The organism is Streptomyces sp. NPDC088350 (assembly GCF_044753545.1).
Taxonomy (GTDB): Bacteria; Actinomycetota; Actinomycetes; order Streptomycetales; family Streptomycetaceae; genus Streptomyces.
In genome coordinates this window covers 688,062-709,927 of sequence record NZ_JBIVNL010000001.1, presented here as the reverse complement: position 1 = coordinate 709,927, position 21,866 = coordinate 688,062, and the positions used below count along the sequence as shown (strand labels likewise).

Sequence of the window (21,866 nt, the reverse complement as noted above, 5' to 3'; positions counted from 1 at the left end):
AAAAGGGGTCCCCCTAAAAGGTAGACCCCCTCTGACCTGCACTTTCCGAAACCCCAGAAAGCGGTTTAACTTTCAACTAAACATTGAACCGGAACTCCACCACATCCCCGTCCTGCATCACATACTCCTTGCCCTCCATCCGCGCCTTCCCCTTGGCCCGGGCCTCCGCGACCGAGCCCGTCTCCACCAGGTCGGCGAAGGAGATGACCTCCGCCTTGATGAAGCCCTTCTGGAAGTCGGTGTGGATGACGCCGGCGGCCTCGGGGGCGGTGGCGCCCTTCTTGATGGTCCAGGCGCGGGATTCCTTGGGGCCTGCCGTGAGGTAGGTCTGCAGGCCGAGGGTGTCGAAGCCGACGCGGGCGAGGGTGGCGAGGCCGGGCTCCTCGGCGCCGACCGACTCCAGGAGCTCCATCGCGTCCTCCTCGTCGAGCTCGGCGAGGTCCTGCTCCAGCTTGGCGTTGAGGAAGATCGCCTCGGCGGGGGCGACCAGGGCACGCTGTTCGGTCTTGAAGTCCTCGTCCACCAGCTCGTCCTCGTCGACGTTGAAGACGTAGAGGAAGGGCTTCGTCGTCAACAGGTGCAGGTCGTGGAGGAGTTCCTCCTTGCCCGAGCCCTGGACGATGCCCTGGGAGAAGAGGGTGTCGCCCTTCTCCAGGATCTCCTTCGCCGCCTCGACCGCCGCGACCTTCGGAACGACGTCCTTCTTGATGCGCGAGTCCTTCTGGAGGCGCGGGAGGACCTTCTCGATGGTCTGCAGGTCGGCGAGGATCAGCTCGGTGTTGATCGTCTCGATGTCGTCCTTGGGCGAGACCTTGCCGTCGACGTGGACGACGTTCTCGTCCTTGAAGGCGCGGATGACCTGGCAGATCGCGTCGGACTCACGGATGTTCGCGAGGAACTTGTTGCCCAGGCCCTCGCCCTCCGACGCGCCCTTCACGATGCCCGCGATGTCGACGAAGTCGACGGTCGCCGGGAGGATCTTCTGCGAGGAGAAGATCTCGGCCAGCTTGGTCAGGCGCGCGTCGGGGACACCGACCACGCCGACGTTCGGCTCGATCGTGGCGAACGGGTAGTTGGCCGCCAGCACGTCGTTCTTGGTCAGGGCGTTGAACAGGGTCGACTTGCCGACATTCGGCAGACCGACGATTCCGATCGTGAGCGACACGTTGCGACTTCCCGTACGTGAGAGGCGTGAGAGCGATGGAGGGGACCTGCGGGGCTGCGGCCCGGGGCCGATCCACCAGTCTACGGCGTGAGCCGCGCCCTCCCGGCTTCGCGTCGAACACGTGGCCAAGGTCTGCCCATCGGCGTGTCTGAGGACCTATTCGGCACATAAACCGACCTAAGTTGGTCCAGTGGAGCAACACAGGACACGACCCCCACAGCCCGGCGCAAGACGCGGGGCCCCGCCCCTGCCCCCGCAGGCGGGCCGGGGCCCGAACGGCGGCCCGGCCCGCACACCCCGCCCGGACCCGCCGGCCCGCGGCACCGCACAACGCCGTCCGGCGTCCGTACGACGCCCGGGTCCTACGGCGGCCCCGACCGCACGCCAGCTGCCGAACCCCCGGCTCACCGGGCTCGGCGGCGGCCTGTTCTGCGCGGCCGTGATGTTCGCGCTCGGGCTTCTCGACCAGCTGCTGTTCGGGGCGTCTCTCACCGTGTACGGCGTGCTGTTCCTGCCGGTGTGCGTGCTGACCGCGGTCTGGATCCGGCGGGGCGACCTGCTGACCGCGCCGGTCGTCGTACCGATCGCCTTCGCCGTCGGCCTGCTCCCGATGGCCGACGGCAGCGGCGGGCTCGTCAACCGCCTGATGGGCCTGTTCACCGGCCTCGCGACCCAGGCCGGCTGGCTCTACGGCGGCACGCTCGTCGCGGGGCTCATCGCCACGGTCCGCAGAATCCGCCTGCTGAACCGGCGCCGTCGGACTTGACACTCCGCAGGTGACGCTTCACGCCTTGACGCTTGCCCTGACTTGGCTTGCACTCCTCGCGGGGGGGGTGTCCCGCGGATCACGCCTCAGACACGGGCCCGATGAAGCACCGGCGCCGACTGTCCTGCGACCCGCCCCCGCCGGGCAGCCCCCGTCCGACAGCCCCCATCGGGCAGCCCCCGTCCGACAGCCCGCGCCCGGCAGCCCCGCTGAACAACCCCCTGCCGGACCGCTGAACGACACCCCTCAGTCGTCCCCCGCCGCATGCATCGCCGCCCCCACGATCCCCGCGTTGTTCTGCAGCTGCGCCGGGACGATCTCCGCCTTGATGCCCTCGATGAAGTGCAGGAACTTGTCGGCCTTGCGGCTGACCCCGCCGCCGATGATGAACAGCTCGGGCGAGAACAGCATCTCGACGTGGGCGAGGTACTTCTGGACGCGGTGGGCCCAGTGCTCCCAGGTCAGCTCGCCGTCCTCCTTGGCCTTGCTGGAGGCCTTCTTCTCGGCGTCGTGGCCGTTCAGCTCCAGGTGGCCCAGCTCCGTGTTCGGGACGAGGACGCCGTTGACGAACAGGGCGCTGCCGATGCCCGTGCCGAAGGTCAGCAGGATCACCGTGCCCTTGCGGCCCCGGCCGGCGCCGAAGTGCGTCTCGGCGACGCCCGCCGCGTCCGCGTCGTTGACGACGGTCACCGGGAGGCCGCCCAGTCTGTCCCTGAACAGCGCGCCCGCGTCCATGTCGATCCAGCTCTTGTCGACGTTCGCCGCCGTACGGATCGTGGCACCGCCGGTGACCACGCCCGGAAACGTGAGCCCGACCGGTCCCGTCCAGCCGAAGTGCTCGACGACTTCCTTCACGCCGTCGGCCACCCCGTCCGGCGTCGCCGGGTGCGGGGTGAGCACTTTGTACCGCTCCTGGGTCAAATCGCCCTTGTCCAGGTCCACAGGGGCGCCCTTGATCCCGGATCCACCGATGTCCACGCCGAAGATCTGCATGGCTCCACGCTACGACGAACGACTGACAGTCACTGCCCGGAGGGGGTCGAACGGTCCGAACCCGTGCGCTCGGCGACCAGTGCCGCCGCCTCTTCGCGCAGGTCGCGGCGGAGTTCCTTGGGCAGCGAGAACGTGATGGACTCCTCGGCCGCCTTGACGAGTTCGACGTCCTCGAAGCCGCGCGCGGACAGCCACTCCAGGACCTGCTCGACCAGGATCTCCGGCACGGATGCGCCCGAGGTGACGCCGACCGTGGTCACGCCCTCCAGCCAGGCCTCCTCGATCTCGTCGGCGAAGTCCACCAGGTGGGCGGCGCGGGCGCCGGCCAGCTTGGCGACCTCGACGAGCCGTACGGAGTTGGAGGAGTTCTTCGAGCCGACCACGATCACCAGGTCGGCCTCCTCGCCCATCTGCTTCACGGCGAGCTGGCGGTTCTGCGTGGCGTAGCAGATGTCGTCGCTGGGCGGGGAGATGAGCTGCGGGAACTTCTCCTTCAGCGCGTCCACCGTCTCCATGGTCTCGTCGACCGAGAGGGTCGTCTGGGACAGCCATACGACCCTGGACGGATCCCGGACCTCGACCTTGGAGACGTCGGACGGGCCGTCGACCAGGGTGATGTGGTCGGGGGCCTCCCCGGAGGTGCCGATGACCTCCTCGTGGCCCTCGTGCCCGATGAGGAGGATGTCGAAGTCCTCGTTCGCGAAGCGGACGGCTTCCTTGTGGACCTTGGTCACCAGGGGGCAGGTCGCGTCGATGGTGGCCAGCCGGCCCTGCTTGGCCTCGTCGTGGACGACGGGCGCCACGCCGTGCGCGGAGAACATCACGATGTTCCCCTCGGGGACCTCCTCGGTCCGCTCGACGAAGACGGCGCCCTTCTTCTCCAGGGTCTGCACGACGTACTTGTTGTGCACGATCTCGTGCCGGACGTAGATCGGAGCCCCGTACTGCTCCAGGGCTTTCTCGACGGCGATCACGGCGCGGTCCACACCCGCGCAGTAGCCACGGGGGGCGGCGAGCAGGACACGGCGGCCAGGCGAAGCAGTCATGCGTCCCATCGTAAGGCCGCGCTCGACGGGTCAAAGATCGCGTCCTTGAGGAGACTGGCCGTGGAGCGGGAGGCGTGGGGGCCGGACACGACGTACGGGAGACGCGAGATGGCCGACACGGGCACGGATGCGGACGCGACGAGCACGGCCGACGACGGGCCGGGGCTGCGGCGCAGTCTCGGTTTCCGGGATCTCGTCGTCTACGGGCTGCTGTTCATCGCCCCCATGGCGCCGGTCGGCGTGTTCGGCACCCTGGACGCCAAGTCGCACGGCGCCGTCGCGCTGGTCTATGTCGTCGCCACGGTCGCGATGGCGTTCACCGCTTTCAGCTACGCGCAGATGGTGCGGGTCGTCCCCCAGGCGGGGTCCGTGTTCGCCTACGCGCGCGTGGGGCTCGGCAGGGAGGCCGGGTTCATCGCCGGCTGGATGGCGATGCTGGACTACGTCCTGATCCCCGCCGTCGCCTATCTCTTCTCCGGGATCGCCATGAACGCGCTGGTCCCGGAGGTCTCGCGGTGGGTGTGGACCGCGCTGGCCGTCGTCGTCACCACCTGCCTCAACCTCTGGGGGGTGCGGGCCGCCGCGCGTGTGGGCTTCCTGGTCCTCGCCATGGAGATCGTGGTCCTCGTCGTCTTCGTCGTGTCGGCGATCGTCGTCCTCGCGCGCGACGGCGCCGAACGGGGCTGGCTGTCACCGCTCTCCGGGGACGGCACGCAGGGCTCGTTCGCGCTGTCGGCGGTGATCGGCGCGGTCTCGGTCGCCGTCCTCTCCTACCTGGGCTTCGACGCGGTCGCCACCTTCGCGGAGGAGGTCACCGGCGGCTCCGAGAAGGTCGCCAGAGCGCTGCTGTTCTGCCTCGCCCTGGCCGGCGTGCTGTTCATCGCCCAGACGTACCTGGTCGCCCTCCTGGAGCCGACGACATCCGCACAGCTCGCCGCCGACGCCGGCAAGCAGGGATCGGCGTTCTACGACGCGGTCGACGTCTCGGTCGGCAACTGGCTGCACAACCTGGTGGCCGTCAGCAAGGCGATCGGCGCGGCGTTCGCGGCGCTGGTCGGGCAGGCCGCGGCGGCCCGCCTGGTGTTCGCGATGGCCCGCGACCGGCGACTCCCGCGCGCCCTGTCGAAGACGGACTCCGGGGTGCCGCGGATCGCCCTGCTCAGCGCGGCGGTCATCACCCTGATCGCCGCGGTCTGGGCGGCACGGCGCGACGACGGACTCGACCACCTGGTGTCGGTCGTCGACATCGGCGCCCTCACCGCCTTCACGCTGCTGCACGCGAGCGTGGTGGGCTGGTTCGCGGTACGCCGCCGGGGCGGGCCGGTGGTGTGGTGGCGACACGTCCTGGTGCCGGTGCTGGGGGCGGCGATCACCGTCGCGGTGATCGTGGAGGCGTCCGGTACGGCACAGGTGGTGGGCGCGATCTGGCTGGCGGTCGGGCTGGTGGTGCTCGTGGTGCAGGGCAACCGGAACAAGGCCGACGCGGAGACCGGTTGACGGTCACACGCTCCTCACCTCGGCCGCGTTGTCACAGGCGGCCGTTACTCTCGGGCGCATGGCTCTCAACACGGCTCCGGACGCCCCGCTCCCCGTCGGTGAGGTCTCCCGGCTGATCGGCGGGTGGATCGACCGGCTCGGGGCGGTGTGGGTCGAGGGGCAGATCACCGAGTTGTCGCGGCGCCCGGGTGCCGGTGTCGTGTTCCTGACCCTGCGCGACCCGTCGTACAACATCTCGGTGAGCGTGACCTGCTTCCGGCAGGTGTTCGACGAGGTCGCCGATGTGGTCAGCGAGGGCGCGCGGGTGGTCGTCCTCGCGAAGCCGGAGTGGTACGCGCCGCGCGGGCAGTTGTCGTTGCGGGCCACGGAGATAAGGCCGGTCGGGGTGGGTGAACTCCTCGCGCGGCTGGAGCAGTTGAAGAAGTCGCTGGCCGCGGAGGGGCTGTTCGCGGCCGAGCGGAAGAAGCCGTTGCCCTTTCTGCCGCAGTTGATCGGGCTGGTCTGCGGGCGGGCCTCGGCCGCCGAGCGGGACGTCCTGGAGAACGCGCGGCACCGCTGGCCCGCCGTCCGTTTCGAGGTGCGCAACGTGCCCGTGCAGGGTGTGCACGCCGTGCCGCAGGTCGTGCAGGCCGTGAAGGAGCTGGACGCGCTCGACGGCGTGGACGTGATCATCGTGGCGCGGGGCGGCGGCAGCGTGGAGGACCTGCTGCCGTTCTCGGACGAACAGCTCGTACGGGCCGTGTCGGCCTGTCGTACGCCCGTGGTGTCCGCGATCGGCCACGAGCCCGACAACCCGCTCCTGGACTACGTGGCGGACCTGCGCGCCTCCACCCCCACCGACGCCGCGAAGAAGGTCGTACCGGACGTCGGCGAGGAGTACGAGCGCGTACGGCAGCTGCGCGACCGGGCGCGGCGGTGTGTGGGGGCGTTCGTGGACCGGGAGGAGCGCGGGCTGGCGCAGGCGTTGTCGCGGCCGTCGATACAGGATCCGCACCGGATGATCGACGAGCGGGCGGATCATGTCGCCGCGCTCCTCGGCCGGGGCCGGCGCACGCTCGGGCATCTCCTGGACCGCGCCGACTCGGAGCTGACCCACACGCACGCGCGCGTGGTGGCCCTTTCCCCGGCCGCGACCCTGAAGCGGGGGTACGCGGTGCTGCAGAAGGCCGACGGGCATGTCGTCCGGGACCCGGAAGAGGTGACGGCGGACGAGGTGCTGCGCGCGCGGGTCGCCGAGGGTGAGTTCACGGTTCGGGTCGAGGCGTAGTTCCTGTTGATGCATAGGGTGGGCGGATGACCAGCAAGGTGACGGAAGAGTCGCTCGGGTACGAGCAGGCGCGCGACGAACTGATCGAGGTCGTACGGCGGTTGGAGGCGGGCGGTACGACGCTGGAGGAGTCGCTCGCGCTCTGGGAGCGGGGTGAGGAGCTGGCCAAGGTGTGCCGGCGCTGGCTGGACGGTGCGCGGGCGCGGCTGGACGCGGCGCTGGCGGAGGAAGAGGCCGAAGAAGAGGGCCGCGAGTAGCACCGAGGGCGATCTGCTGTGAGGCGGATCACCATACCCCGATTTTGGTTGAATGTTGAACCTCCCGTCGCGTACGGTCGGCCTCGTCAGCCTATCCGGACCTCGGTCCGGATATCCGCTTCCGGCCCCCCGAGGAAGTTCACGCATGTCTCTCGTACTTGACCCCGCCGCTCAGGACCTGCTGTTCCGCGAGGCCCGCACCGCGAACACCTTCACCGACGAGCCGGTGACGGACGAGCAGGTGCAGGCGATCTACGACCTGGTCAAGTACGGCCCGACCTCGATGAACCAGTCGCCGCTGCGCATCACCCTGGTCCGCTCCCCCGAGGCCCGCGAGCGCCTCGTGAAGCACCTCTCCGAGGGCAACCAGAAGAAGACCGCCGCCGCCCCGCTGGTCGCGATCCTCTCCGCGGACAACGAGTTCCACGAGGAACTGCCGAACCTGTTCCCGCACTTCCCGCAGGCCAAGGACGCCGTCTTCGCCGAGCGCTCGGTCCGCGAGGGCAACGCCGCGCTGAACGCCGCCCTCCAGGCCGCCTACTTCATCATCGGCATCCGCGCCGCCGGCCTCGCCGCAGGACCGATGACCGGTCTCGACTTCGCGGGCGTCCAGAAGGAGTTCCTGGACGGCGACCACACCCCGTTCGTCGTCATCAACATCGGCAAGCCGGGCGAGGACGCCTGGTTCCCGCGCTCCCCGCGCCTGGCGTACGACGAGGTCGTCACCACCGTCTGAGACGCATGACACCCATGACGCACAGAAGGCCCCCGGCGCACTCGGCGCCGGGGGCCTTCGTCACATCCGTCGGCTCACTTCGTCCGCAGCGCCCGAGCCATCTCGGTCAGCTGGGTGAAGGAGCCCGTGCCCGCCACGACCGTCGTCGAGCCCTTGTCCGCGAGCACGAGGGCGTCGTAGCGACCGCCGGTGTAGCGGGTCCAGGTCCGGCCGTCGATGGTCTGGGTGGTCTTCGTCGCGGCGCCGCCCTGGCTAGCGGCGTCGACGAAGTCGGAGGGCTTCTGAGTCGACTGCTCTATCTGCACGTACTGACCGCCGGGGGCACTGAACCCGAGGTGCCAGGCGTCGAACGCGGCGCCGTCGTAGCGGACCGAGGTCGCCTTCCAGCTCGTGGACAGGCCCTCCGGCGCCGCCACCGGGTACGGCGCCGCGCGGCGTGCCGTGAGCAGCTCCACGCGGTAGTCGACCCGCTTGACGTCCGGAGCGTGGTCGCTGTGCGGGATGAAGATATAGACGATCGCCGCCGCGATCCCGATCAGGCCCAGGGAGAGAATCATGTCCCGGACCGTCTTCTGCTTGCCGTTCGAACCTGCCACGTCCCTATCGTCGCAGGTGCCCCGGTCCGCTCATCCGTGGGGCCCCCTGCTCATTTTGTCTGCCTGGCGATAGAGTCGGGGCCATACCCTCATCCGGCCGTCGTCGTATCAGAAAGGTGCGCTCCGATGACCGAGCATCATCATCTGCCGTCCGAACTCGAAGTCCCCTCCGAGGCCCCCGACCGCAACCTCGCCCTGGAACTCGTCCGGGTGACCGAAGCCGCCGCGATGGCCGCGGGCCGCTGGGTCGGGCGCGGCGACAAGAACGGCGCCGACGGTGCCGCCGTGCGTGCCATGCGGACCCTCGTCTCCACCGTCTCGATGAACGGCGTCGTCGTCATCGGTGAGGGCGAGAAGGACGAGGCGCCGATGCTCTTCAACGGCGAGCGCGTCGGTGACGGGACCGGGCCGGAGTGCGACATCGCCGTCGACCCGATCGACGGGACCACGCTCAACGCCAAGGGCATGCCGAACGCGATCGCCGTGCTGGCCGCCGCGGACCGGGGTTCGATGTTCGACCCGTCCGCGGTCTTCTACATGGACAAGCTCGTCGCCGGGCCCGAGGCCGCCGAGTTCGTCGACATCGAGGCCCCGATCTCGGTGAACATCCGCCGGGTCGCGAAGGCGAAGCGGGTCACGCCCGAGGACGTCACCGTCGTCGTCCTGGACCGGCCGCGGCACGACGGGATCATCAAGGAGATCCGGGAGACCGGTGCGCGGATCAAGCTGATCTCCGACGGCGATGTCGCCGGGTCGATCCTGGCGCTGCGCGAAGGCACCGGCGTGGACCTGCTGCTCGGTATCGGCGGCACGCCCGAGGGCATCATCTCGGCCTGTGCCGTGAAGTGCCTGGGTGGCGTGATCCAGGGCAAGTTGTGGCCGAAGGACGACGCCGAGCGGCAGCGGGCGTTGGACGCGGGGCACGATCTGGACCGGGTGCTCACCACCGACGACCTGGTGTCCGGCGAGAACGTGTTCTTCGTCGCGACCGGGATCACGGACGGGGAGCTGCTGCGGGGCGTGCGGTATCGCGCGGAGACCGCGACCACCGACTCGATCGTGATGCGGTCGAAGTCCGGGACGGTGCGGCGGATCGACTCGGAGCACCGGTTGAGCAAGTTGCGGGCGTACAGCGCGATTGATTTTGATCGGGCCAAGTAACGCGCCCAGGAGAGGGGCTCTGCGGATCGCTGGCGGCTTCAGGTGCGCTGTGGCTGGTCGCGCCCACGCGGCGGAGCCGCAGATGTCACAGCCCCGCGCCCCTTGGGGAGTGCCCTGGTCGGCGATGAAAAGGCACCCCTCCCAGTGTGAAAGAGGCGCCCCCGGTGCGGTGGGGGCGCCTCTTCTACGTCGGTCAGCCTGCCGCCGCTATGCGGCCCGCCGCGCGGGCCTTCTGGAGTTCCAGATCGCGACGGCGGCGCCTGGCCAGGACCACTCGGCGTTCGGCGGCGGTGAGGCCGCCCCAGACGCCGTACGGCTCGGGTTGCAGAAGGGCGTGCTCCCGGCACTCGACCATGACCGGACAGCGGGCGCAGACGCGTTTGGCGGCGTCCTCGCGGGAGAGTCGGGCGGCGGTGGGTTCCTTGGAGGGTGCGAAGAACAGGCCTGCCTCGTCGCGCCGGCACACCGCTTCGGTGTGCCATGGAGCGTCTTGGTCCCTGTCTCGCGCAGGCACCCGCTGAGCCGGAACAGCAGCTACCTGCAGGGACGAATGCGGCGGTTGCAGCACGGTCTACTCCTGACGACGGCTTCGCGAGCGAGAGACGATGCAGCAAGGCCTACCCGCTGTGCGCGCGCCTATGCACTGAGTTCCGAAGCGCTGGTTTTCGGGCGCTTCTGCGCGATGTCAGGGACGGACCGGCACGGACCGATCAGCTCCGCATGTGTCCCGATTCACATCCGTCAACGGTCCAGGTGCCTGCGCAAATTCTTGTCGACCTTGCGCTGGACCCGATCGAGAATGTCCGCAACGAGCTTGCCCCGCTTGGGTTTTGCCTCGATGTTCCCGAGTACGGCCCACCCGTCGACATAGACCACGGGCGCGTCCGGCTCCAGTGAATCCAGCGTGTCCACCTCGAAGTTGCCGAGGATGCCGCCACCAGTGCCGCGCAGCGACACGTTCTCAGGGACGCGGATCTCGACGTTGCCGAACACCGAGATCGCCTTGATGACGACCTGCTGGTACTCGAAGATCGCCTCGCTGAGGTCGATCTCGACGCTGCCGAACACGGCGTACGCGTGCATACGGCGGCCCGCGCGCCAGCGGCCCTTGCGCATGGCGGTGCTGAACACCGCCACCACGTGTCCGTCGGCCTCGGCCGGGATCGCGCCCTCCGTCGGGCGGTTCGGGGCCGGGCTGTACGACGACGCCGTCGCCCGGTGTCCGTGGGCGGCCGGCAGGTCCTGGATGAAGACCTCCAGCTCGCCGACCGTCTTGGCGCTCAGCACCCCCTCGACGCGCTCGGCGTGCTCCTCTGCGGTCAGGCGCCCCTCGGCCAGGGCATCGCGCAGGATGTCGGCGATGCGGTCACGGTCGGCGTCCGAGGCGCGCAGCGCGGTCGCGGCGGGCGCGGGCCGGGGGGCCGTGGGCGCGGGCGAGGGCTGCTTCTGAAGGTCCACGACAGCAGAGTACCCAAACGCGATAGATCGCGACTAGGGGTGGGGACAACCCGGCATGCCGCCAACTGAGCCTTACCTCACAGGCTCGCTGTCGGTGGCAGGTTCTACGCTGGTGACCGCCTGCCAATGGCGGCCGGCCGTGCTGTCTGTCGAGTGAGGAATGGGCGAGAATGCCTGAGTTCGCGTACACCGATCTGCTCCCCATGGGAGAGGACACCACCCCGTACCGGCTGGTGACCTCCGAGGGTGTCTCCACCTTCGAGGCCGACGGGCGGACGTTCCTCAAGGTCGAGCCCGAGGCGCTGCGCAAGCTCGCCGCCGAGGCGATCCACGACATCCAGCACTATCTGCGGCCGGCCCACCTCGCGCAGCTGCGCCGGATCATCGACGACCCCGAGGCGTCGAACAACGACAAGTTCGTGGCGCTGGACCTCCTGAAGAACGCGAACATCGCGGCGGCCGGTGTGCTGCCCATGTGCCAGGACACCGGTACGGCCATCGTCATGGGCAAGCGCGGACAGAACGTCCTCACCGAAGGTGAGGACGAGGCGGCGCTCAGCAAGGGCATCTACGACGCCTATCTGAACCTCAATCTGCGGTACTCGCAGATGGCCCCGCTGACCATGTGGGACGAGAAGAACACCGGGTCGAACCTGCCCGCCCAGATCGAGCTGTACGCGACCGACGGCGGCGCCTACAAGTTCCTGTTCATGGCGAAGGGCGGCGGCTCGGCCAACAAGTCGTTCCTCTACCAGGAGACGAAGGCGGTCCTCAACGAGGGCTCCATGATGAAGTTCCTTGAGGAGAAGATCCGTTCGCTGGGTACGGCGGCCTGCCCGCCGTACCACCTGGCGATCGTGGTCGGCGGCACGAGCGCCGAGTACGCGCTGAAGACCGCGAAGTACGCCTCCGCGCACTACCTGGACGAGATCCCGGCGGAGGGCTCGGAGCTGGGGCACGGCTTCCGGGACAAGGACCTGGAGCAGAAGGTCTTCGAGCTGACGCAGCGGATCGGCATCGGGGCGCAGTTCGGCGGCAAGTACTTCTGCCACGACGTGCGCGTGGTGCGGCTGCCCCGGCACGGAGCCTCGTGCCCCGTCGCCATCGCCGTGTCCTGCTCGGCCGACCGGCAGGCCGTCGCGAAGATCACCGCCGAGGGCGTCTTCCTGGAGCAGTTGGAGACGGATCCGGCGCGGTTCCTGCCCGAGACCACCGATGAGCATCTGGACTCCGGTGAGGAGGACGTGGTGCGGATCGACCTCAACCAGCCCATGGACGACATCCTCGCCGAGCTGACCAAGTACCCCGTGAAGACCCGGCTCTCGCTCTCCGGGCCGCTCGTCGTGGCGCGTGACATCGCCCACGCCAAGATCAAGGAGCGGCTCGACGCGGGCGAGGAGATGCCGCAGTACCTGAAGGACCACCCGGTGTACTACGCGGGGCCCGCGAAGACTCCCGAGGGTTACGCGTCCGGGTCCTTCGGGCCCACGACGGCCGGTCGCATGGACTCGTACGTCGAGCAGTTCCAGGCGGCGGGCGGGTCCAGGGTGATGCTCGCCAAGGGGAACCGGAGCAAGCAGGTCACGGACGCGTGTGACGCGCACGGCGGCTTCTACCTCGGGTCGATCGGTGGGCCTGCGGCGCGGCTCGCCCAGGACTGCATCAAGAAGGTCGAGGTCGTCGAGTACGAGGAGCTCGGCATGGAGGCGGTCTGGAAGATCGAGGTCGAGGACTTCCCGGCGTTCGTGGTCGTCGACGACAAGGGCAACGACTTCTTCCAGGATCCGGCGCCGGCGCCGACGTTCACGACGATTCCGGTGCGGGGGCCTGGGCTGGCGTAGGGGCTTCGGGGCGGTGGGGGTGGCGGCAATTGTCTTCGCCCCCGCCGCCCCTACCCGTCCCGTCCCCAGGGGCTCCGCCCCCTCGGCCCCGCCAAGGGGCTCCGCCCCCTGGACCCCCGATCGGCCCCGAAAGGGCCTCGTCCTCAAACGCCGGACAGGCTGGGGGATGTCGAGCGGGACGAAGGAAACCGTCCCACTTCATCCCAGGAACGTGCGGGACGGCATCTTTGCGTGCTTTGCCGGAAAAGCTCCGTGCTGACTGGATCACAGCCCGTGGTCCTCGGTCGACTCGGAGGAACCCCCCATGATCCGACGCACTCTGCGCAACGGCCTCGTGGCCGCGCTCGCAGCCGTCGCCGTCTTCCCCGTGACAGCCGTCGCCTCCACCACCGCCCCGGCCACTCCCGCGAGCATCTCCGTACCGGGCTGGAACACCCCGCCGGCGGCTCCGAAGCACCACAAGGCCCCCAAGCACCACGTGCGGAAGCACCCGGCCACCCACGTATGCCGTCACCGGACGGCGACCCACGCCCGGCGCCACGTCCTGACGCCCGCCGGATACCACCGTGTGACGCGTCACACCCGGCACCACCTCGCCGCCCGCACCTGGGGCCGCGTCACGACCCACCACTACACCCGTCTGAACGTCCGCTCCGGCCCCGGCACCGGCTACCGCGTCGTCGGTACGCGGCCGGTCGGGCGGACGCTGTCCATCGTCTGCGAGACGCGCGGTTCCGGCGTCTTCGGCAACCACCGCTGGTACAAGCTCCCGCACCACGAGGGCTACGTCTCCGCGCACTACGTCCGCGACCGCAGCGCCGTCCGCTGGTGCTGACCCTCGGCTGACCCTCGGCTGAGCCACGGCACCACCCGACGGGACGGCCCAGTGCGTCCCGTCGGGTGGTGCCAGGTCAACACCCCTTCATATTCCGGCCATCCGGGTGTGGCCCGGCACCGCCCCCGGGAACAGATCACCGCGGTCACCCCGGTACGGCGAGGGAGCAGGATGGAAAGCCACGTGACGGTCGAGAGGCAGCCGCTGCCCGGCCCGTACGACGACGCAGGGCTCCTGACGGAACGGCTCCGCCTCCTCAAGCAGCGGACCGGGCTCAGCCTGGCCGCGCTGGCCTCCGTCACCCCGTTCAGCAAGTCGACCTGGCATCGGTATCTGAACGGCGACCAACTCCCGCCCCGCGCGGCCGTCGAGGCACTCGCCCGGCTCGCGCACACCGACCCCGGCGCGCTGCGCGCCCTGCTCGCCCTGTGGGACGCGGCGGTCCAGAAGCAGTCCGGGCCCGTTCCTCCCCCGGCAAAGCCCCCGATCCCCCTCCAGATCCCCATGCCGGTCCCGTCCGTACCGCCCCGTCGGCTGCGCGCCCCCGTCCGCGCCCTCGTCGCCCTCGCCGCGATGGCCACCACCGTCGCGGTCACCGCCGGTGCCGCCGATGTCCTCGACCACGACGCCGGGGCGGAGATGCGTGCCGCCGCCTCCTGTCGTGGCGGCGGCTGTCAGGGGGAGCTGCCGTCCTCCGGGACCTGTGCCCGGGACGCCCGTACGGAGAGTGTCGTCGCGCGGGCCGCGCAGGTCGTGCTGCTGCGGTACTCGCCGTCCTGCGCGGCCGTCTGGTCGGAGGTGCGCACCCGGGTCGCGGGAGCGCGGGAGATCTCCATCAGGGCGGGGCAGGACGAGCTGTCCGCCGAGTACCCGGGGCACCGGTCGGACGGTTACAGCAGTCCGATGCTGGCCGCCGCCGATCCGCGCGGGGCTCAGGCGTGTGCCGAAGTGGGCGGGAAGGCGGTGTGCACCGGCCCGCACCGCTGACCCGGAACGTCGGAACCCATCGGAACGCCTCGGAACGCCTCGGGACACTCCGTTTCCCTCCGCTGCGGTGGGAACACGGGAGGTGTCCGCGATGCTGTCCCCACAGGAGGTGATCGGCGATGGCCGACGGTCAGGCAGAGGGCGCGTTCCGCATCGAGCACGATTCGATGGGGGAGGTGCGGGTTCCGGTCGACGCGAAGTGGCGGGCGCAGACCCAGCGGGCGGTGGAGAACTTCCCGATCTCGGGGCAGCGCATCGAACGGGCCCACATCGAGGCGCTGGCCCGGATCAAGGGTGCCGCCGCCAAGGTGAACGCCGACCTGGGCGTGCTGGACAAGGACATCGCGGAGGCCGTGCAGGAGGCGGCCCGTGAGGTCGCCGACGGGAAGTGGGACGAGCACTTTCCCATCGACGTGTTCCAGACCGGGTCCGGTACCTCGTCCAACATGAACACCAACGAGGTGATCGCCACCCTCGCGACCGAGCGGCTCGGGCGTGACGTTCATCCCAATGATCATGTCAACGCCTCTCAGTCGTCCAACGACGTCTTCCCCTCCTCCATCCACATCGCGGCCACCGGTGCCGTCATCCACGACCTGATCCCCGCGCTGGAGCATCTCGCGGGCGCGCTGTCGCGCAAGTCCGTCGAGTTCGCCGATGTGGTGAAGTCCGGGCGGACCCACCTGATGGACGCGACGCCGGTGACGCTGGGGCAGGAGTTCGGCGGGTACGCGGCGCAGGTGCGCTACGGCGTCGAGCGGTTGCAGGCCTCGCTGCCCCGGCTGGCCGAACTGCCGCTCGGGGGTACCGCCGTGGGCACCGGGATCAACACCCCGCCCGGATTCTCCGCCGCCGTGATCGCCGAGGTCGCCCTGGTCACCGGGCTGCCGTTGACCGAGGCGCGGGACCACTTCGAGGCGCAGGGCGCCCGGGACGGGATCGTCGAGACCAGCGGGCAGTTGCGGACCATCGCCGTAGGGCTGACGAAGATCGCGAACGATCTGCGGTGGATGGCGTCCGGGCCGCGCACCGGGCTGTCGGAGATCTCGCTGCCCGATCTGCAGCCGGGGTCGTCGATCATGCCCGGCAAGGTCAATCCGGTCATTCCGGAGGCCGTGCTCATGGTCGCCGCGCAGGTCGTGGGCAATGACGCGACCGTCGCCACCGCCGGGGCCGCGGGCAACTTCGAGCTCAATGTGATGCTGCCGGTGATCGCCAAGAATGTCCTGGAGTCGATCAGGCTGCTCGCCAATGTGTCGCGGCTGCTCGCCGACCGGACCGTGGACGGGATCGTCGCGCACCGGGAGCGCGCACGGGAGTACGCCGAGTCGTCGCCGTCCGTCGTCACCCCGCTGAACAAGTACATCGGGTACGAAGAGGCCGCCAAGGTGGCCAAGAAGGCACTGGCGGAACGGAAGACGATCCGCCAAGTCGTGCTGGAGAACGGCTATGTGGAGCGCGGTGACCTGACCGTCGCGCAGCTCGACGAGGCCCTCGATGTCCTGCGGATGACGCGTCCGTAACCAATCGTCGCCATGGCGAGAACCGTGACGCGCGCCGCAGCGTCGTATGCCCGGGGCACCTAATATCTGTCCATGGCAGACGGTGGAGCGGTACGAGCGGTGGAAGCGGGTACGTCTACGGCCTTCTGGGCGCCCGGGAGTCAGATCCTGTGGCGCTACCGGGAGAACGCCGGCGAGCGCTTCCACATCGCCCGCCCCGTCACGGTCGTCCGGGACGACGAGGAGGTGCTCGCCGTCTGGATGGCGCCCGGCACCGAGTGCGTGAAGCCGGTGCTCGCGGACGGTACGTCGGTGCACGGGGAGCCGTTGGAGACCCGGTACACGAAGCCGCGCACGGTGCAGTTGGACCGCTGGTTCGGGACGGGTGTGCTGAAGCTGGCGCGGCCCGGTGAGCCGTGGTCGGTGTGGCTTTTCTGGGAGCCCGGATGGCAGTTCAAGAACTGGTACGTGAACCTTGAGGAACCGCTGGCCCGTTGGGACGGCGGCGTCGACTCGGAGGATCACTTCCTGGACATCACCGTTGATCCGGACCGGAGTTGGCAGTGGCGCGACGAGGACGAGTTCGCGCAGGCCCAGCGGGACGGACTGATGGATCCCCAACTCGCCGAGCGGGTACGGAAAGCGGGCTGGTCGGCGGTGGAGACGATCCGCGCGTGGGGTCCGCCGTTCTCGGATGGTTGGCAGCACTGGCGCCCGGATCCGTCCTGGGCTGTACCTTCACTTCCGGAGGACTGGGACCGCACCCCCGCGCACATGTCCACATGAGACCCTTGATGCGCCCCCGGTGCGCAACCGTAGGATCGTCCTCCGCAAGGGCACCGCACAACTCCCGGGGCATGTACCGGGACTGACCAGACGTCACCGAGGGGCGGCAGGACGTGAGCGAGGGGTACGAGGGCAACACCGGTCCGGGCCGTCGGTCCACCGGTGACACAGGAACAGCCTCTGACCACGCGGGAATTCCGTTCCTGGGGCATGTATTCCGGGTATCGGCATTTCGGCGGGACGATCCGCGCGTACGGCGCGCGGTCCCGGACGGACGGATTCGACACGCGTGACGGAGCACCCCACCTCTTTCGAGCGCCCCCAGGGCGCCGACCCCACGGACCCCCGTGGGGCGCTTCTGCGTACCTCGACGCCACCGCCCAGGCCGTCCGGTGCCGCCGGTTTACCGGCCCAGGCACGCACCGGTGAGCCGTCCTCGGCGCCGGGTACGAGCACGTCCCGCGCCAAGGGGAAGGACCCGGCAGGTACCCCTGTGAAGCCCGACACCGCAGGTGGCTCCGAGCACTCCCAGCCCTCGGCCGCCGAACCCGACGCCCACCGCCCGCGTCCCGTGCCCGACGGCATCCCGGCCCAGCCGGGCGGCGAGATCTCCGACGCCGCCGCCAAGGAGCGCCGTACGGGACAGGGGCTGCCTCCGGGCGGTCCCATGCCGATGCGGCGGGACGGGGACCGGCTGCGCTTCGTGGGCGCCGCGACCCGGCGGATCGCCCGCGGCATCGACCTGGACGAGATCGTGATGGGGCTGTGCCGGGCGACCGTGCCGACCTTCTCGGACGCGATCCTGGTCTATCTGCGCGACCCGCTGCCGGTCGGCGACGAGCGGCCCACGGGTCCCGTCGTGCTGCGGCTGCGCCGTACCGACCGGATCCCGGAGGAGCGGGACACGGAGAACGGCTTCATGCCCGCGATCCAGCCGGAGCAGCCGTCCGAACTGTCGGCGGTCACCGCCGAGTTGTGCGAGGTGCGGCCCGGCGGCGCGCTGAACGAGGTGCTGCGCGGCGTACGTCCCGTGTTCGCCGACTCTCCCGCCGCCCGTGCCGCGCTGCCGGAACTGCTCGGCGAGGGCGGCGAGTTGATCGTCCCCACCGGCCAGCGCGCGATCCTCGCCCCGCTGCGCGGCCGGCGCCGGGTGATCGGCGCGGCGCTCTTCCTGCGCCGCCCGGAGCGCATGGCGTTCGAGGCCGACGACCTCCTGGTCGCCGCCCAACTCGCCACGCACAGCGCCCTGGGCATCGACAAGGCGGTCCTCTACGGCCGTGAGGCGTACATCGCCGACGAGCTCCAGCGCACCATGCTCCCCGAGACCCTCCCCCGCCCGACCGGCGTGCGGCTGGCGTCCCGGTATCTGCCCGCCGCCGAGACGGCCCGCGTCGGCGGCGACTGGTACGACGCGATCCCGCTGCCCGGCAGCCGCGTCGCCCTGGTCGTCGGTGACGTCATGGGCCACTCCATGACCTCGGCCGCGATCATGGGCCAACTCCGCACCACCGCACAGACGTTGGCCGGTCTCGACCTGCCCCCGCAGGAGGTCCTGCACCACCTCGACGAACAGGCCCAGCGCCTGGGCACCGACCGCATGGCGACCTGCCTGTACGCGGTCTACGACCCGGTCGCGCACCGCATCACCATCGCCAACGCGGGACACCCGCCGCCGGTGCTGCTGCACCTGGGCGGCCGGGCCGAGGTCCTGCGGGTACCGCCCGGCGCCCCGATCGGCGTGGGCGGGGTGGACTTCGAGGCCGTAGAGCTGGACGCGCCCGCCGGGGCGACGCTGCTCCTGTACACGGACGGGCTGGTCGAGTCGCGGCTGCGGGACGTGTGGACCGGGATAGAGCAGCTGCGCGAGAAGCTCGCCGCGGTCGCGCAGCTCACCGGACCCGACCATCCGCCGCCCCTGGAAGCCCTGTGCGACGAGGTGCTCGACATGCTCGGCCCGGGCGACCGGGACGACGACATCGCGCTGCTCGCCGCCCGCTTCGACGGGATCGCGCCGAGCGACGTGGCGTACTGGTTCCTCGACCCGGAGGAAACGGCGCCCGGCCAGGCCCGCAGGCTGGCCCGGCGCGCGCTGGCCCGCTGGGGCATGGAGGACATGAGCGACTCGGTCGAGCTGCTGGTCAGCGAGGTCGTCACGAACGCCGTGCGATACGCCTCCCGGCCGGTCACCCTGCGGCTGCTGCGGACCGACGTGCTGCGCTGCGAGGTCGGCGACGACGTGCCCCAGCTGCCCCGGCTGCGGCAGGCGCGGGCCACGGACGAGGGCGGGCGCGGGCTCTACCTGGTCAACAGACTGGCCCGTCGGTGGGGAGCCACCCGGCTCAGCACCGGGAAGGTGGTCTGGTTCGAACTGAACCGGAGTTAGGCCCCGTCCAGAAGTTGTCCGTGAGGCGAAAGGGCGCCCGGCACGAAGCCGGGCGCCCTTTCGTTCGTGTGACCCGGCTACTGGCCGAACTGGTCGAGCGGCTGGTCGGTGATACTGCCGGTCGGTGTCGTCGGCGGAGTGGTCGTCGGCGTCTCGATGGGTGTCTGCGACGGCGTCTGGGACGGCGTCTCCGAAGGCGTCTCCGAAGGCGTCTCGGACGGTGTCTCCGAAGGCTTCGGCGTCTTCGACGGGGTCTCCGACGGCGTCGCGGTCGGCGAGGGCGTGTAGCTCGGCTCGACCGCCGCGCCCTGGTCGGTGTTCAGGTCGAACTTGTTGTTCGCCTTGGTCACTCCGAACATGTACGTCGCCCAGATCTGCGCCGGGTAGCCACCACCGTTGATACGGCCCGGGTACGGGATGAGACCGGTGGCGCCGGTCAGCGGCACCTGCGCACCGCTTCCGGCCTTCTCGCCGAACAGGCCCACCGAGGTGACCAGGTCGGGCGTGTAGCCGGTGAACCAGGCCGACTTGTTGTTGTCGGACGTACCCGTCTTGCCCGCGACCTGCTGCCCGTCACGCTTGGAGTTGTCCCGCACGGACGTCTTCGCCGTACCGTCGTCGACCACACCGGTCAGCACCGAGGTCACCGTGTCGGCGGCCTGGACGGGGATGACCTGGGCGCCGATCGGGTTCGGCATGGTGACCGTGCGCGTGTTGTGCGAGACCGACTTGATGATCGCCGGGGTGACCTTCCTGCCGTGGTTGTCGAAGGTGGCGTAGACGCCGGCCATCTCCATCGGGCTCGCGCCCATGGTGCCCAGGGTCTGCGCCGGTACGGCCTTCAGGTCGCCGGTGTCCATGCCCAGCTCGCCCGCGGTCTTCATCACCTTGTCCATGCCGACGTCGACACCGAGCTGCGCGAAGACGGAGTTGATCGACTTGTTCATCGCCGTCTGGACGGTGACCTTGCCGTAGTTCTGGTCGTCCTCGTTCTGCGGCGCGAACGCGATGTCGCTGCCCACGACCGGGCGCTTGCTCGTGCCGTCGTAGCGGGTGTCGGTGGTGATCGTCTTGCCGGACTGCGTCTTGGCCTGGTCGGCCAGGGCCGCGGCCAGGATCACCGGCTTGAAGGTGGAGGCGGGCTGGTAGTCGGTGCGGGTCGCGTTGTTCGTGAAGTGCTTCAGATAGTCCACGCCGCCGTACATCGCCACGACCGCGCCCGTCTTGGGGTTCACGGACACCGCGCCGGGCTGGACGTTGGCGTCGACCTTGCGCTTCTTGCCGTTGAGCTTGCTGGTCAGCTGGGACTTGACGGACTTCTCCAGCTGGGCCTGCTTCTTCTTGTCGATGTTGAGCGTGATCGTCCAGCCGCCCGCGCTGACCAGCGCCTCGGCCTCCTTGGTGTTGGCGGCCTGGCCACTGGAGATCAGCTGCTTCTCCAGCGCCGCGTCGGCCTCGGTCACCAGGTAGCCGATCTGGCCCGCCATGCCGGCCTCGGCCTTGGGCGGCTTGGGGGTCGGGAAGGTCATGGCCTGGCGCTTGGTGGAACTCAGCCAGCCCTGCCCGACCATGTTGTCCAGGACGTAGTTCCAGCGTGCCTGTACCAGTTTCTTGCCGGTGTCGGTCGCGATGGCCCAGTCGTACTGGTTCGGCGCCTGGAGCAGCGCGGCGAGATAGGCGCCCTGCTCGACCGAGAGGTCCTTGGCGTCGACCCGGTAGTAGGCCTGCGCGGCGGCCTGGATGCCGTAGGCGCCGCGGCCGTAGTAGCTGGTGTTGATGTACCCGGCGAGGATGTAGTCCTTGGACTTCTCGCGGTCCAGCTTCAGCGAGATGACCATTTCCTTCAGCTTGCGCGTGACGGTCTGGTCCTGCGTCAGGTAGTAGTTCTTGACGTACTGCTGGGTGATCGTGGAGCCGCCCTGCGCGCCCTTGCCGGACAGCGTGTTGAGCAGGCCGCGGGCGGTGCCCCTGAGGTCGACGCCGGCGTCCTTGTAGAAGGTCTTGTTCTCGGCGGCGACGAACGTCTCCTGGACGTCCTTGGGCACCTGTGAGAGGTCCACGTTCTCGCGGTTGACCGTGCCCTTGCGGGTCAGGATCGAGCCGTCGCTGTACTTGTAGACGTTGCTCTGGAGCTTGGCGTCGGCGTTGCCCGCGGGGATGCTGATCATCATGTAGAGCACGATGAACGCGCCGATCCCGAGCAGGCAGAACCCGAGGAACGCGCCGAGGATCTTCTTCCAGGTGAACAGCCTGCGTATGAAGCTCTTGCCGCCCTTGGCGTCCTTGGCTTCCTTGCCACCCGTGGCACCGGTGGCACCCGTGGTGTCCGCCCCCGACGAGCGGCGGGTCTTGGGCGCCGCGCGGTGGCCACCGCGTTGGCGCGCTCGTCTCTCTTCCGCTCGTCCCATGAGTCCGTTCCGCTCCGCTTCGCTCTCTTGTGCTCTGGTGTCACACAGGTTCGCCCGTCAAGTCAGCTCAGAAAGCTAACACCAGGAGTTGTGACAAAGGGTCGTCGATCCGGTCCATTACGGACGTGACAATCAGCACCCGTCCTTATGGAACCGACGTACGAGAGGGGTCGAGGGTTGCC

19 protein-coding genes are annotated in these 21,866 nt (G+C 69.6%); 12 read left to right on the top strand and 7 right to left on the bottom strand.

Annotation, left to right across the window (positions count from 1 at the left end; all coding sequences use genetic code 11):
- Window positions 1-76 precede the first annotated feature (76 nt).
- Window positions 77-1,165 (bottom strand): redox-regulated ATPase YchF, encoded by a 1,089-nt coding sequence (gene ychF, locus ACIQBL_RS03330; protein WP_401936164.1) that lies wholly within the window; start codon window positions 1,163-1,165, stop codon window positions 77-79.
- Window positions 1,166-1,355: 190 nt separating this feature from the next.
- Here ychF and ACIQBL_RS03325 point away from each other — a divergent pair, with 190 nt between their 5' ends.
- Window positions 1,356-1,931 carry a DUF6542 domain-containing protein gene (locus ACIQBL_RS03325; RefSeq protein ID WP_401936162.1) on the top strand — a complete coding sequence of 192 codons (576 nt, stop codon included), beginning with the start codon at window positions 1,356-1,358 and terminating at the stop codon, window positions 1,929-1,931.
- A 246-nt stretch (window positions 1,932-2,177) separates the two neighbouring features.
- On the opposite strand, the gene ppgK is transcribed toward ACIQBL_RS03325, so the two are convergent.
- A complete protein-coding gene (gene ppgK, locus ACIQBL_RS03320; RefSeq protein WP_401936159.1) occupies window positions 2,178-2,924 on the bottom strand; it encodes a polyphosphate--glucose phosphotransferase in 747 nt (248 codons plus the stop codon).
- Window positions 2,925-2,953: 29 nt separating this feature from the next.
- Window positions 2,954-3,979, bottom strand: coding sequence for a 4-hydroxy-3-methylbut-2-enyl diphosphate reductase (locus ACIQBL_RS03315; protein WP_401936157.1), 1,026 nt, complete (start codon window positions 3,977-3,979; stop codon window positions 2,954-2,956).
- A 99-nt stretch (window positions 3,980-4,078) separates the two neighbouring features.
- Between ACIQBL_RS03315 and ACIQBL_RS03310 the strand changes: the two genes are divergently transcribed.
- The 4 genes from ACIQBL_RS03310 (at window position 4,079) to ACIQBL_RS03295 (ending at window position 7,727) form a co-directional block, all read left to right on the top strand.
- Window positions 4,079-5,467, top strand: a complete 1,389-nt coding sequence (locus tag ACIQBL_RS03310) for an APC family permease (protein WP_401937031.1) — start codon at window positions 4,079-4,081, stop codon at window positions 5,465-5,467.
- 58 nt (window positions 5,468-5,525) lie between these two features.
- On the top strand, window positions 5,526-6,734 hold the full coding sequence (gene xseA / locus ACIQBL_RS03305) for an exodeoxyribonuclease VII large subunit (RefSeq protein WP_401936154.1): 1,209 nt from the start codon (window positions 5,526-5,528) through the stop codon (window positions 6,732-6,734).
- 26 nt (window positions 6,735-6,760) lie between these two features.
- Complete coding sequence (locus ACIQBL_RS03300; RefSeq protein ID WP_401936151.1) at window positions 6,761-6,991, top strand: exodeoxyribonuclease VII small subunit; 231 nt, start codon at window positions 6,761-6,763, stop codon at window positions 6,989-6,991.
- 145 nt (window positions 6,992-7,136) lie between these two features.
- The gene (locus ACIQBL_RS03295; RefSeq protein ID WP_401936149.1) at window positions 7,137-7,727 is read left to right on the top strand and encodes a malonic semialdehyde reductase; all 591 of its coding nucleotides are present in this window, start codon (window positions 7,137-7,139) and stop codon (window positions 7,725-7,727) included.
- Between the two features lie 74 nt (window positions 7,728-7,801).
- Here the strand turns inward: ACIQBL_RS03295 and ACIQBL_RS03290 are convergent, their stop codons facing one another.
- The gene (locus tag ACIQBL_RS03290; RefSeq protein ID WP_401936147.1) at window positions 7,802-8,323 is read right to left on the bottom strand and encodes a DUF4245 domain-containing protein; all 522 of its coding nucleotides are present in this window, start codon (window positions 8,321-8,323) and stop codon (window positions 7,802-7,804) included.
- A gap of 126 nt (window positions 8,324-8,449) precedes the next feature.
- On the opposite strand from ACIQBL_RS03290, the gene glpX reads away from it, so the two are divergent.
- On the top strand, window positions 8,450-9,484 hold the full coding sequence (gene glpX, locus ACIQBL_RS03285) for a class II fructose-bisphosphatase (RefSeq protein ID WP_317883320.1): 1,035 nt from the start codon (window positions 8,450-8,452) through the stop codon (window positions 9,482-9,484).
- A gap of 193 nt (window positions 9,485-9,677) precedes the next feature.
- Here glpX and ACIQBL_RS03280 read toward each other — a convergent pair whose 3' ends face one another.
- Window positions 9,678-10,052 carry a WhiB family transcriptional regulator gene (locus tag ACIQBL_RS03280; protein WP_026150672.1) on the bottom strand — a complete coding sequence of 125 codons (375 nt, stop codon included), beginning with the start codon at window positions 10,050-10,052 and terminating at the stop codon, window positions 9,678-9,680.
- A gap of 173 nt (window positions 10,053-10,225) precedes the next feature.
- On the bottom strand, window positions 10,226-10,942 hold the full coding sequence (locus ACIQBL_RS03275; protein WP_401936144.1) for a DUF1707 domain-containing protein: 717 nt from the start codon (window positions 10,940-10,942) through the stop codon (window positions 10,226-10,228).
- 170 nt (window positions 10,943-11,112) lie between these two features.
- Here ACIQBL_RS03275 and ACIQBL_RS03270 point away from each other — a divergent pair, with 170 nt between their 5' ends.
- The 6 genes from ACIQBL_RS03270 to ACIQBL_RS03245 all read left to right on the top strand — a co-directional run bounded on the left by ACIQBL_RS03270 (window position 11,113) and on the right by ACIQBL_RS03245 (window position 19,276).
- Window positions 11,113-12,783 carry a fumarate hydratase gene (locus ACIQBL_RS03270; protein WP_401936141.1) on the top strand — a complete coding sequence of 557 codons (1,671 nt, stop codon included), beginning with the start codon at window positions 11,113-11,115 and terminating at the stop codon, window positions 12,781-12,783.
- A gap of 304 nt (window positions 12,784-13,087) precedes the next feature.
- On the top strand, window positions 13,088-13,618 hold the full coding sequence (locus ACIQBL_RS03265) for an SH3 domain-containing protein (RefSeq protein ID WP_401936138.1): 531 nt from the start codon (window positions 13,088-13,090) through the stop codon (window positions 13,616-13,618).
- Between the two features lie 183 nt (window positions 13,619-13,801).
- Window positions 13,802-14,605 (top strand): DUF2690 domain-containing protein, encoded by an 804-nt coding sequence (locus ACIQBL_RS03260; protein WP_401936135.1) that lies wholly within the window; start codon window positions 13,802-13,804, stop codon window positions 14,603-14,605.
- Between the two features lie 119 nt (window positions 14,606-14,724).
- On the top strand, window positions 14,725-16,128 hold the full coding sequence (locus ACIQBL_RS03255) for a class II fumarate hydratase (protein ID WP_401936132.1): 1,404 nt from the start codon (window positions 14,725-14,727) through the stop codon (window positions 16,126-16,128).
- A 72-nt stretch (window positions 16,129-16,200) separates the two neighbouring features.
- The gene (locus ACIQBL_RS03250; protein ID WP_401936129.1) at window positions 16,201-16,893 is read left to right on the top strand and encodes a DUF402 domain-containing protein; all 693 of its coding nucleotides are present in this window, start codon (window positions 16,201-16,203) and stop codon (window positions 16,891-16,893) included.
- Window positions 16,894-17,182: 289 nt separating this feature from the next.
- Entirely contained in the window at window positions 17,183-19,276 is a 2,094-nt protein-coding gene (locus ACIQBL_RS03245) for a SpoIIE family protein phosphatase (protein WP_401936128.1), read from the top strand.
- Window positions 19,277-19,353: 77 nt separating this feature from the next.
- Here ACIQBL_RS03245 and ACIQBL_RS03240 read toward each other — a convergent pair whose 3' ends face one another.
- The gene (locus tag ACIQBL_RS03240) at window positions 19,354-21,684 is read right to left on the bottom strand and encodes a transglycosylase domain-containing protein (protein ID WP_401936125.1); all 2,331 of its coding nucleotides are present in this window, start codon (window positions 21,682-21,684) and stop codon (window positions 19,354-19,356) included.
- Between the last annotated feature and the right edge of the window lie 182 nt (window positions 21,685-21,866).